9 protein-coding genes and 2 pseudogenes are annotated in these 11306 nt (G+C 65.5%); all 11 read right to left on the bottom strand.

What is annotated here, in order from left to right:
- Positions 1-137: 137 nt before the first annotated feature.
- On the bottom strand, positions 138-2159 hold the full coding sequence (locus H9K75_RS10190; RefSeq protein WP_187725687.1) for a DNA topoisomerase III: 2022 nt from the start codon (positions 2157-2159) through the stop codon (positions 138-140).
- 274 nt (positions 2160-2433) lie between these two features.
- Positions 2434-2886: a single-stranded DNA-binding protein gene (locus H9K75_RS10185; protein ID WP_187725686.1), complete on the bottom strand. Its 453-nt coding sequence runs from the start codon at positions 2884-2886 to the stop codon at positions 2434-2436.
- A gap of 73 nt (positions 2887-2959) precedes the next feature.
- The gene (locus tag H9K75_RS10180; RefSeq protein WP_057393109.1) at positions 2960-3487 is read right to left on the bottom strand and encodes a DUF3158 family protein; all 528 of its coding nucleotides are present in this window, start codon (positions 3485-3487) and stop codon (positions 2960-2962) included.
- Entirely contained in the window at positions 3484-4278 is a 795-nt protein-coding gene (locus H9K75_RS10175) for a PFL_4669 family integrating conjugative element protein (RefSeq protein WP_187725685.1), read from the bottom strand. The genes H9K75_RS10180 and H9K75_RS10175 overlap by 4 nt, the downstream gene beginning before the upstream one ends.
- Positions 4279-4603: 325 nt before the next feature.
- Positions 4604-5851, bottom strand: a complete 1248-nt coding sequence (locus H9K75_RS10170; protein WP_060784119.1) for an STY4528 family pathogenicity island replication protein — start codon at positions 5849-5851, stop codon at positions 4604-4606.
- A gap of 3 nt (positions 5852-5854) precedes the next feature.
- Positions 5855-6414, bottom strand: a pseudogene (locus H9K75_RS10165) (DUF2857 domain-containing protein).
- A 15-nt stretch (positions 6415-6429) separates the two neighbouring features.
- A pseudogene (locus H9K75_RS10160) lies at positions 6430-8090 on the bottom strand (ParB family protein).
- Positions 8083-8352, bottom strand: coding sequence for a hypothetical protein (locus H9K75_RS10155; RefSeq protein ID WP_060784122.1), 270 nt, complete (start codon positions 8350-8352; stop codon positions 8083-8085). Before H9K75_RS10155 ends, H9K75_RS10160 begins: the two are co-directional and overlap by 8 nt.
- Positions 8336-9211 carry a ParA family protein gene (locus H9K75_RS10150; protein ID WP_187725684.1) on the bottom strand — a complete coding sequence of 292 codons (876 nt, stop codon included), beginning with the start codon at positions 9209-9211 and terminating at the stop codon, positions 8336-8338. The genes H9K75_RS10155 and H9K75_RS10150 overlap by 17 nt, the downstream gene beginning before the upstream one ends.
- 42 nt (positions 9212-9253) lie before the next feature.
- Positions 9254-9466 carry an AlpA family transcriptional regulator gene (locus tag H9K75_RS10145; protein ID WP_003090093.1) on the bottom strand — a complete coding sequence of 71 codons (213 nt, stop codon included), beginning with the start codon at positions 9464-9466 and terminating at the stop codon, positions 9254-9256.
- A gap of 118 nt (positions 9467-9584) precedes the next feature.
- Positions 9585-10331, bottom strand: a complete 747-nt coding sequence (locus tag H9K75_RS10140) for a hypothetical protein (RefSeq protein ID WP_060784124.1) — start codon at positions 10329-10331, stop codon at positions 9585-9587.
- Positions 10332-11306: the final 975 nt, after the last annotated feature.

The raw sequence follows: 11306 nt of genomic DNA, 5'->3' as shown, positions 1-11306 counted from the left end.
CAGGTCCCGCGGCCGGGGGCGGCTGAACGGGACGCGCACACGGACAAGAAGGCGTTGCGCGCTGGGCGTCCCGCAGGGCATGCGGAACACGGGCCACGCCGCCGATGGCGGGCATGGCTCACGGGGAATCGGGGCGGTCAGGCGCCTTTGCGGCCGCCGCCACTGGTACGGCGTGGACGCGAGGCACCACGCCTGGACGTGCCGGTTTCGACCGGCAGCGTGCCTTTGCAGTCGGGATAGCGACTGCACGACCAGAACGGGCCGCTCTTGCCGGTGCGTTGGCGCGTGGGCGCGCCACACTGCGGACAAGCCGGTCCTTGAGGAACCTTGATGGACAGCGAGGTGCTGCTGTGCTGCGCGATCAACTGCGAAATCCAGGCGGCCTGCTTGCCGATGAACACATCCAGGGTGAGTTGTCCGCCCTCGATCATGTCCAGCGCCTGTTCCCAGACGGCGGTGGTGCCGGGGTCGGCAATCGCCGCGGGCACGGCGTCGATCAGCGTGAACGCCGCATCCGATGCGCGGATGGAGCGACCCTTCTTCACGATATAGCCGCGGGCGATCAGCCCGCTGATGATGTTGGCCCGCGTCGCCTCGGTGCCGATGCCCGTCGTGTCCTTGAGCTTCTGCTTCAGGCGCGGGTCGGTCACGAAACGCGCAACGCCCTTCATCGCCTTGATCAGTTCGCCCTGGGTATAGGGCTTAGGCTGCATCGTCTTGAGGGCCTTGATGTCGGCCCCGGCGATCTGGCATGCCATCCCGTCACGCAGCGCAGGCAGCACTTGGCTGCGCGCGGCACCATCGCCGTCCTCGTCCGCTTGCGGTTCGGCCAGCACCAGGCGCCATCCCTTGGCGACGACCTGCTTGCCCGTGGCCACCAGCTTCTGCTGGCCGCAGGAGAGATCGGCCACGGTGCGGTCGAACTCGTGGTGCGGGAGGAACTGGGCCAGGTAATGTGCCCGGATCAGCCGGTACACCGCCCGTTCCTTCTCGCTCATGGCGGAGAGATTCGCGGGTTCGAGCGTCGGGATGATGCCGTGGTGCGCCGTCACCTTGCCGTCGTTCCAGGCGCGCGAACGCACGGAGCGGTCGAGCTGCTCCATGATCGGGCGCAGCGAGGGATCGGTCTTGAGCAGGCTGTCGAGGACCGTAGGCACCTCGGCGAACATGCTTTCGGGCAGGTAGCCGGAATCCGAGCGCGGGTACGTCGTGGCCTTGTGCGTCTCGTACAGGGCCTGAGCGATCTCCAGCGTCTCCTGCACGTCCAGCCCAAGCTGCTTGGAGCACACCTCCTGCAGGGTGCCCAGGTCGAACAGCAGCGGCGGGCCTTCGCGCACGCGCTCGGTCTCGACCGACACCACCTGGGCACTGCCCGCGGCGCGGATCTGCTGCGCGGCTTGCTGTGCGACGGGCTGCTGCAGGCAGCGGCCGGCGTCGTCGGTGCTGGCATCGGGTGCCACCCACTGCGCGGTGAACGTCTGACCGCCTGCGGACAGGGACACGTCGATGGCCCAGTAGGGCACGGACTCGAAGGCCGCGATCTCTCGGTCGCGGTCCACCACGAGTTTGAGCGTCGGGGTCTGTACACGCCCGACCGACAGCACGCCGTCGTAGCCGGCCTGCCGCCCGAGCACGGTGAACAGCCGGCTGAGGTTCATGCCCACAAGCCAGTCGGCGCGCGAGCGCGCCAGCGCCGAGTAATACATCGGCAGCGTCTCGGCCGAGGGCCGCAGCTTGGCGAGCGCGGTGCGGATGGACGCATCGTTGAGCGCCGACAGCCACAGGCGTGCTATGGGGCCGCGGTATCCGCACAGGTCGATGATCTCGCGGGCGATCAGTTCACCCTCGCGGTCGGCATCGGTGGCAATGACGAGATGGGTCGCCTTCGCCAGAAGCGTTTTGACGACCTTGAATTGCGTGGCGGTCTGCGGTTTGACCTCGACCCGCCACTGCTGAGGGATGATGGGCAACTGCTCCAACGACCAGCGCTTGAGCGCCGCGTCATAGACCTCGGGTGCTGCCGCTTCGACGAGATGGCCGACGCACCAGGTGACCGTGACGCCGGAGCCGTTGAGGCAGCCTTCACCGCGCTGCGTGGCGCCGAGAATCCGGCCGATGTCTTTGCCCTGGGAGGGCTTCTCGCACAGAAACAGCCGCATGTCCGTCCATCCGCTTCCCGTTGTTCATGGAGTTGCTGGGATCGAGGATGCCGAGCGCCTGTTGGGGCAGCAGCAAACAAGCTGCATGCGGCGGCGACCGCTTTCACGAGATGGGATGGCTGCGGTGGGGGTGGTGTACAGCCGGTGGTGTGCGGGCCGGGAGCCGCGATGTTCGGGAGCGCGTGGAAGTCGGTGGACGCCGGTGGAGCTATCCCCTGGGGATAGCTGGCGAGGACATGGGGGCGGCGCAGAACCGCTGCCGCCCCATGCCGGGTCACTTCCTGCGCTTGGTCTCCTTCGGCGCAGCCGGTTCCTCGGCGGTCTGGGGCTTCGGCGGCGCTTCCTGCGCGGGCTCCTGCGATTTGGGGCTGAGGGCCACGGATTCGATGCGGAACGGCAGGATGCCGACGCTGCGCGCGTTGACCTGCCAGGTCTCGCGCGGCTGATCCTCGTTGTCCGTCCAGGGTTCGCGCTCCATGCGGCCGACGACCAGCACGCGCATGCCCTTCTGGTAGAGGTCCTTCCAGTGACCGGCTTCGCGGTGCCAGATTTCCACCGGCGCCCAGAAGCCGCCACGGTCCTCGAAGTCACCGCCCTTGGTGGGGACAGGGTTGTCGAAATACACGTTCAGCCGGAGCAGCCGGCGTGGTTCGTCGTTGCCGTTGGGGAACTCCCGGTACTCGGGGAGCGAGCCGATGTTGCCTTCGCCAGAAAAATGCGTGCTCATGGTGTGATCTCCGTGGTGGTTGAAATACCCGCACCTGGTCGGCGCCGGGCGCGTGCTGGGATGCCCGGCGCAATCACCGATCGCGCATTGCGGCGGGAAAGGACGTGAGCCGGCGCAGGTAGGCGTCTTCCGCCTCGGCGGCCTTGCTGGCGCACTCCTGTGCCTGCCTGCCCAGGGTGTGCAACAGGCTGATCTGCATGTTCAGCGTGATGCGCTGCAGCTCGATCGCGTGCAGGTCGGCCAGCAGGTTGACCGGCGTGCTGGTGCTCGCCATCAGCTCCTGCCACAGGGCCACGCCCATGGCCGAGCGGTCGTGCCTGCGCCAGCGCAGGAACGTCGTTCCCGCGCCAGTGGTCTGCTGGGCCAGTTCCACGGGCAGCAGGTGGAAGGGATGCCCACTGGCCTGTTGCAGCACTTGTCGCTGCGCCAGGCCGATCAACTCGTCGCGCATGGCGAAGCACTGGCTGGCCCAGGCCTCCAAGTCCCCTTTACCTTTAAAAGGCTTTAAAAGGCCTTTTAGAGAGGCCGCGTGTTCCAGGCGCATGAAGGCTCCCTGTTGCAGGCCCCGGAAGTAGCGGGTCGGCTGGTTCAGATCGCTCATGCGGATTCGTCCTCGCCGGCAGTGGCTGCGTTTTCGGATGGGTCGGCAGCAGCGGCCGCATCACCATCGACGCTGGTAGCGGCTGCGGCAGGACTCTCACCGCGCTGTTGCAGACCACGGCGCACGATGGGTGGCGCAAACTTCGAGCGGCGCGTGCCTTCGAGCACGTCCTGCGGCAACTCGCCGAACTTCTCCAGCGCGGCCCGCGCTGCGGCATTCTTCGCCGCGAAATCGTCGCGGGTGCAGCCCGAATAGCGATACTGCTGGGCCAGCGAGAACAGGCTGCGCAGCGCGTGCGCGCCCTCGTTGAGCCAGCGCTCTAAGGTGCTGCGGTCGATCAGCGCGGTGTGGTGGGCGAGGATCAGCTTGCGCGCGATGTCGTCGTAGTCGGCCAGGAGATAGACAGCGGCAAAGCCCAACTGCGCATTGACGAACAGCGGCAGCTTGACGGGCTGCACGTTGAGGTTCTCGCCCAGGGTCAACGCGGCGGGCACGCCGGCCAGGGCCTGGTCCACCTGTTCGCGCAGCGTCTGCAGCGTGGTCTTGGTCTGGTCGAGCTTGTCCTCGATGCGCAGCATCCACCAGTCGCTGTACGGGTCGTCCTGCTCCGAGCCGCGCTTCATTTTGTTCATGACGGCGATGTAGCCGTTCAGGCCGACGATGCCCGGTCGCCCCTCGGCGGCGGCGCGGCCATGCCAGATGCGCGAGGCGTGGTGGGTGTGCAGCGTCAGCGACATTGCGCTGCGCAGGGAGCCGAGGTTGAGTTGCAAAGGTTCGTTGTTGGTTGCCATGGTGTCCGCTCGTTGTGGGAAAAGGAGCGGCCAGCTTCGGCAGGAAGCGGAAGGCAGTCAGTCAACAAACCGAAACCCGCAAGGCCCCGGTTCAAGGCATTGCGGCTACATTCCGCGCGAGCTATCCCCAGGGGATAGCTCCATGGAGCGCCAAGGAAGCCTGTGCGCCGCGACCAGAGCGGACAACGCCGATGCCGCGGCCGATGCCCGATGCCGGACCTGGACCTGGACCTGGACCTGGTCGGCGTCGTGTCCAACCGCTGAACTATCCCCAGGGGATAGCTCCACTGGCGGCCATCAGCATCCACTTCGCCGCCTGACCGGATCACTTGCTGGCGAGCAGATTGCGCAGCCGCTCGATGTGCTGCTTGGCGACTTCCGGCGGCACCGGCTTGCTGGGCGGCTGGGGTGGCGGTGCGGGTGGTGGCCGCTTATTTGGCGGAGTGGATGCTGATGGCGCGTCTTGCTTGGCCCAGGCGTTGAACTCACCGTGGATGGCGCGCTGGATGATGCCGAACAGATACCCCGCAGGATTGCGGATGCCATGGCTGCTACATCGTGTGGCCCATTCGTCCAGCACGGCCTGTCTCAGCGAGGCATCGACCTGCTGCAATGCCACCCTGGCACCTGTCTGCTGTTCCGCCTTCAGTTCCGTGAAGCGCTTGGGCCATTGCAGATCGCCCAGCGCGCGCGCCTGCGCGGTAGTACGTACTTCATTAATACAACTACTACGTACTGTACGGGCCTGCTTCGGATTCCGAAGAGCGCCGTCTGGCGCGGGTTTCAGCCCTGCTTCGGAATCCGAAGACGGGTCATCAGCATTCCGAAGAAGGCTCGAAGCCCCTTCTTCGGAATCGTGGACGGCATCCTCCTGTGGATAACTTCCGGTGGTCAGGATGTCCTGGCTGGCGAGGCGTTCGGCCAGGATCTGCAGCCGCGACGGCAGCGTGCGGCCGGACAGCAGCGGGTCTTCTGCGATCTCCCTGAGCGTGTTCAAGCCGACCATCTGGACGGCCTTGGCCGAATGGCCCAGGGACTGGCTGACCAGCGCGAGGTAGTCGGCGTCGAGTTGCATCGCCTCGAACGGCGTCAAGGGTTCGTCGTGCAGGACGTAGAGGTTGCCGAGGATGCGGCCGGTCTTGGGGTCGCGCCGTCGTCGCACGAGGCTCAGCCATCGTGTCAGACGCAGCAGCGTCAGCGCCCGTGCCACGGTTTCGTGGGAGGCTTGGCCCGCGCAGGGCATGGATGCGAGCAAGGGCCGAAGCTGCTCATACGTCGGGAATGCCGTCACGCCGTCATCGTTGAGCAGCAGGCGGAACACCTGCCAGGCGTTTCGCTCCAGCGGCGTCAGGCGACGGTCGAGGAACAGCCGCCGCGGCACCGTCTCATGCCGATTGCCACTGAACAGGAAAGCATCGCCGGACGTAGGAGGCGTGGGCGTCGGAGCAGGCAGGGGCGCGGGAGCGCCAGAGCTGGGCTTGGGCGCGAGGTCCTTCAGCGCAGCGTCGAACAGGTCGGCGAGTGCGATGGGGCCTTGACGCGGGGCTCGTGGGGCGGTGTCGTCCACGGCCATGGCCTAGCCCAATCCCTGATCGACCCAGTTCCTGATCGCGGCCCAGACCACCGAGAGCGGCAGTGACATGCCTCGGCCAGGTCCATGGCCGCATCGAGAATCGAGGTCTCGTCCTCCAGATCGACGTTTCTGGTGCTGGTGATGGCTTTCCAGCGCCGCCACAGTTCGGTGTCCTGGGTCTCGTCCAGGACGGGGTGGCGCCCCTTGCGCTTGGGCAGGCCAAGCACTTCCCGGCGCAAGGCGACCTCCTGGTGGGTCAAGCCGTAGAAGCGGCTCACCATTTCCGTGCTGGCACCCAGGCGCAACATGCGATCGACCGTGGCGATTTCCTTCTCCACGTCCTGCGCCTGCTTGAGCAGCCGCCGAAGCACTTCGCGGTTGACGGTCACCGAGCACCAGGAGACGTTGGCGTTGGCCAGCACGCTGATCAGCGCAGGATGCTTGAGGGCGTCCAGGTCTTCCTCGCCAAACCCCATCAGCTTGCAGCGGCGCAGTTGCCCATTGCGCAGGTCGTAGAGGGCCTGCGCGATGACGGCCTGGTTGAGTGGGTGTGGTGCGGACATGCTGGCCTCCCTTGCTCAGGTTCCAGAACCCGCGGCGTCGGCTTCCAGGTCGCGCAGGCGCCGGGCCAGCCGCAGCAGCCGGAACAGCTTGACCAGCGCGGTGTCGCTCAATCGACGGGCTCCGGTGCTGCCACTTTGGCCCTCGCCGTGAAGCAACCCCGGTAAGTCGATGACGATCTGCCCATCGTCCAGGCCGACGTCGGCGGGCTGCTGACCGGCCAGGCAGGCCAGCAGCGCGAGGACGGCAAGGCCACGCGGCGCTGGGGCCTGGGTGTGGGCATGGCATGCGAAGCCGATGCCGTCGGGCGGTCTTCGATGCACTCGTCCAGCTCTGCCTCGTGCGCGATCTCGCGGGCGAACTGCGCGATGTGGATGCGCAAGCGGTCCGGCGTGTCCAGGCCGGGATCGATGTACCAGACATCGGAGATCGGATAGAGCCCACCGGCCTGCACCGGGATGGACTGCAGGACGCTCGCCGAAAAATCGGGCGGCAGCGCATCACCCAACTGATCGGCGAGCATGCGCTGGATGGACTGAAGCCGTTCGGTCGTCGGCGCCGGCGAGACGATGTGCTCGGCAAGTAGATCGCTAGCCGCCGTGGGGCTGGCCATGCCCGCCTGGTTGGCATCCGCGTCGCTCTCGCGCATCGAGGGGGCAGCCGCTGGCGGGTCTGCAGGCGGTGCAGGCATCGCGGCGGGCGGCGCGGTTACGGCTGGTGGACGCGCGACGGCCCCCGGATCAGGCAAGGCGGGCGGCTTCGAGGGCGGCGTCGGGTCGCTGACCAAGGCGCGTTGGCGGCTCTCGGATTCGGTCATGTCCAGGGCGAGTACGTCGTAGTCGATGCCCAGCAGTTCGGCCATCTGCCCGATCAGCTCGTCCTGCACGCGCTGCGCGGAGAATTCGTCGGCCTGAACATCAAACTGCGAAAGCACTTCCTGGAAGAAGTCGTCGAAGTCCTGAGCCAGAGAGCGGCCCTTGGCGTAGTGCTCCCAGGTGCGCTCGCTGGCCTTGCGCATGACCGACAGCCGTTCGACCTGGTGGCGCCCCAGTCCGGCATAGAGCACGGTCGGGATCGCCGGCAGCAGGTAGCGCACAGCGTCGGCCATCCGGCTGATGTGCGACTGCTGCACGGGGTATCCGTCGGCGGCCAGGCGGCGGGCCAGTTCGGACTGGCTCAGCGGGATGCCGCTTTCCAGCTCGTAGAACTCGCGCGCCTTCTCCACGCCCAGGGCTCGCTCGATGAAGGTGAGACCGCCGCGCAGTTCGTTTTCCGCGAGATGCCCGGTCAGCGCGACGATCTCGCCGCGCTCGGGCCACGGGCGGAACAGGCACGATATGCGGAAAAAGCGTTCGTCCTTGGTCTCCGACCACAGTTCACGCAGGATCGCCAGCCGCGTGTTGCCGCCGTTGCGGATGATGTAGTGGTCCTCGCCTGGACGCCGAGTGATGGCCGGCGCCGCATCCAGGCCACGCTCGCGGATCGATGCCTTGATCTCCTCGTAAGCGGGGTTACGCTTCTTGCGCGGGTCGTGGTCGTAGGGACGCAACTGGTCCAGCGTCACGACCATCGGCGTGTCCGCGATCGGGTCGCTCAGGGCCGTGGCCGAGGGGCCAACGCGCTCGAACCCGGCGGCGAGCAGCTTGCCGGCCATGTCCTGAGAGGTCATGTCAGCCATGGCCGCACCCCTCGCAGTCCCCGCGACCGCCGGCCAGCGCCATGCGGGCCTCTCGCTCGGCGCGGCGGATCTGCGCACGGGCGTTCAATTCGGCCCGGTGGTCGCTCGCGGTCGAGCTGGTGTAGATCGCCGCGCAGCCGGCCTTGGTGAACTTCAGGTGTCCTCCGGGCGTGCGCTTGACGTGCCAGCCTTCGCCCACCGCAAACTCGATCAGCGCGCGCAGCCGCTTGTGGCCGCGGGCCAGTTCATGTGCGTTCGCCATGGGGCCTCCCAGGATCAAGAGGTCGCTGCGGGCGGCCGGATACTTGAGCCAGTCGGTCCTGCCATTGCGGGAACAACTCGCTGGCGAGCGCGCGCATCGTGTCGAGCGCGGCAGGGGCGACTCTGCCGGCCGGCTGGCGGTGCTCGACCCGATGCACCGGCAGGCCGCGCGTCGCGGCGCGGGGATAGGCTTCGATGGCTGGCACGTCGGTGGCGAGCACGCGGATACCGGCATGGTCCTGGAACAGGTCGCGCAGGGCCTGCTGGATCAGCCGTGCATTGGCGGACACCGGATGGACGCGGTTGATGAGCAGATGCAGCGGCGGCGGCTCGATGCCCAGGTGCCGGTACGGCGCAATGTCTTCGAGCAACTGCATGGTGCCGCGCCGCAGCTCGCGGGCCGCGAGGATTTCCGGGGTCACGGGCGACAACGCTACGTCGGAGGCAAGCACTGCCATCTCCAACAGCACCGATCGCGCACCCTGGGTGTCGATCAGCACCAGGTCGTAAAGCGACGCCAGCGCCGGCAGCAGATGGCGCAGTCGCAGGCGCCCGTCCGGCGCGTGCAGCAGCAAGGTGTTCAGCTCGCCCCGGTGGTCATTGGAGAGCACCAGGTGCAGGCCCGCGATCATCGTGCGGGACACGAGCCGACCGAAGTCGCGCTCGTTGAAGGCCAACAGCTCGTAGATGCCGCCGGGCGCGCGGTGCGCCAACTCGTAGTAGGAGGACAAGGTGGGCTGGACGTCGAGATCGAGCAGCAGCACGCGCAGCCCCGCGTCGGCGGCGAGCCCGCCCAGGTTGGCGGCCGTCGTGGTCTTGCCGACGCCGCCCTTCGTTGAAATGATGGATAAGACCTGCATGGCGCTCTCCGTGTTGGAATGGGAAGTCCGCGGGAGAACGGGTCAGGTCCGGTGGTTGAGGCGCTCGGCGATCCACTGGTCGATTTCGATCGAATCCCAGCCGACGGCGCGCACGCCCAGGCGCAGCGCCTGGGGAAACTGGCGCTTCTTCATCAGGTTGTAAATGTGGGCGCGTTTGAAGCCGGACTTGGCTTCGACTTCATCGAGGCGCAGGATGCGGCGCTCGTTCGGCGGGAGTACAGGTGTCTGCGACATGGCGGTCACTCCTGAACGCTCGGTGGCGTTTGTTGGCGTGACCTCTATTCAATAGACATGGCTACGGAAAGACATTGCAAATGCAATCTCCGCGATTGCACATACAAGCTGGAAAACCTCATTCACTTGCACTACGGACGTACTTCCTGGCGTTGGCGAACTTGCCGTTCAAGGTTCGCTCCGTGATGCCCATGGTGCCGCCGTAGTGCGCGACCAATGCCGAGACAAGAGCCTCCTGCGTTTTGAAGCTGGAGTAAGGCACGCCCGAAGGGGACTGGCCCAGCATCAGCGTCAGCATCCCGCCGATGATGTTGAGATACGTCGTCTCTGCGCGCTCGCTGATCTCGCATTGCTTGGACGCCAGCAGCACGGTGGACTGCTTGAGCAAGCTGTCGTGCTGCTCCTGCAGTTCCCGCATCTGGCGCCGGGCATGCTCCAGTGCGGCCTGAAGGGCCAACCGCTCAACCAGGATCGCCTGTCCTGTTTCTAAGGAGATGAAAGGATGCGCCATGCGTTCGCCACGGCTGAACAGGAACCGTGGGCGGTGCTCGGGATAGTGGGTGTGCATCCAGCGTTTCAGATCGACATGGCGAACGGTCAAGTCTGGCGCCTGCAGTATCTTCGGGTCATTGAGCGTGATCCCGTTCTGGCCGTAGGGCAGCTCTCCGTTGAGGATGCCGTCGTAGATGCGCTCTGAGTACAGCCGGCACTCATTCCACCGCGGGCAGTTCAGCGATGGCGGCAGGAAACGCGGTGATGCGATGGTGGCCAGGATCATCGGCAGGTACCGCAGCAACCCGGCCCATCGGATGGCCGCTTCGATGGGACGATAGAACACCTTTGATGTTGGAATGTCCTTGTACATGTCTTCGTCTCCTTTCGGAAGCGCTACATCACCGGCTCCTTTCTTGCCCTGCCAGAGGCTGTAGTGTCGTTATGCCCGCGACGGACGCCAGGGACGATGCCCTGAACGTAGGCGAGTGAGATGATTGGCATCCGCCGCAGGTGGCTTCGTCTTGCTCGGTGTGCAAGAATCGATTGGTTGCCGGCCCATCGAGCGATAAGGACGCAAGCTCGATATTGGCGCTCACGGTACCAGCGTCATGGGTGGCGCAAAGCCCATCAAGACCGATTCGATATGGTCTGATATCCCAGCAGTTTCCAAAGTAACAAGCAGCGGCATCTATTGCTCAGAGCGTAGGATTAAGAGAGCAAATCCGGTGATGTCATATCTGGCTGGGATGCTGATATAGCGAGATAGCATCACACAATGCGGTTCACCGCAGACTTGGCACTCTGCAGGCGGTTGATGGACTGCCTACAAGGAGAGCGGTCAATGTGGAGTGGCTGGCCCACTTGCTCCCCACCTCTACCTAATTGAGTGCTGAGATGACCGGCAGCGCCGCACGAGCCATTTCAACTAGGTCACGATCCTTGCGTGTTGGCTTGGCGGTCCGACCAAGGCTTCCGATATCGATTGGGGCTGATGGGTTGGTGCGGGAGTTGCTGTGAATTCCCTGGGCGCTGGGTGTCGAGCCGAGGTGATCTCGTCATTGCCTCGGAAGTGGACTTTGCGTAGTTTGTTCGTGATAAAATCCCGTGCGTTCATGTTGGGACTCGTTCGGGTGCGCTCGAACTAGGTTCCAGCTTTTTTAATTCAATGCTTTGGTCTGTCCATGACCCGTACCGCTTCGACCAACATCGCTCTGTGGTGGCGCTTCCAATAGGAAGCGGCATGTCGTCGCGGTCTTGACCGCACCTTGCCGTCGTACCGGCAGGCAAGGTTTCAAGAAGGCTTCCCCGGCACGGCGGCTCCAAACATAAGGAGATTGCCCGATGC

It is taken from the genome of Diaphorobacter aerolatus, assembly GCF_014489535.1.
GTDB lineage: Bacteria > Pseudomonadota > Gammaproteobacteria > Burkholderiales > Burkholderiaceae_C > Diaphorobacter_A > Diaphorobacter_A aerolatus.
Note: the sequence above shows the minus strand (reverse complement) of the source record. Positions and strands in the feature narration are given on the sequence as shown.

Excerpts from the sequence above, each read along its gene's own strand:
- H9K75_RS10140 (WP_060784124.1), bottom strand. The coding sequence starts at position 10,331 with ATGTACAAGGACATTCCAACATCAAAGGTGTTCTATCGTCCCATCGAA.
- H9K75_RS10180 (WP_057393109.1), bottom strand. The coding sequence starts at position 3,487 with ATGAGCGATCTGAACCAGCCGACCCGCTACTTCCGGGGCCTGCAACAG.
- H9K75_RS10155 (WP_060784122.1), bottom strand. The coding sequence starts at position 8,352 with ATGGCGAACGCACATGAACTGGCCCGCGGCCACAAGCGGCTGCGCGCG.
- H9K75_RS10190 (WP_187725687.1), bottom strand. The coding sequence starts at position 2,159 with ATGCGGCTGTTTCTGTGCGAGAAGCCCTCCCAGGGCAAAGACATCGGC.
- H9K75_RS10170 (WP_060784119.1), bottom strand. The coding sequence starts at position 5,851 with ATGGCCGTGGACGACACCGCCCCACGAGCCCCGCGTCAAGGCCCCATC.
- H9K75_RS10175 (WP_187725685.1), bottom strand. The coding sequence starts at position 4,278 with ATGGCAACCAACAACGAACCTTTGCAACTCAACCTCGGCTCCCTGCGC.
- H9K75_RS10185 (WP_187725686.1), bottom strand. The coding sequence starts at position 2,886 with ATGAGCACGCATTTTTCTGGCGAAGGCAACATCGGCTCGCTCCCCGAG.
- H9K75_RS10145 (WP_003090093.1), bottom strand. The coding sequence starts at position 9,466 with ATGTCGCAGACACCTGTACTCCCGCCGAACGAGCGCCGCATCCTGCGC.
- H9K75_RS10150 (WP_187725684.1), bottom strand. The coding sequence starts at position 9,211 with ATGCAGGTCTTATCCATCATTTCAACGAAGGGCGGCGTCGGCAAGACC.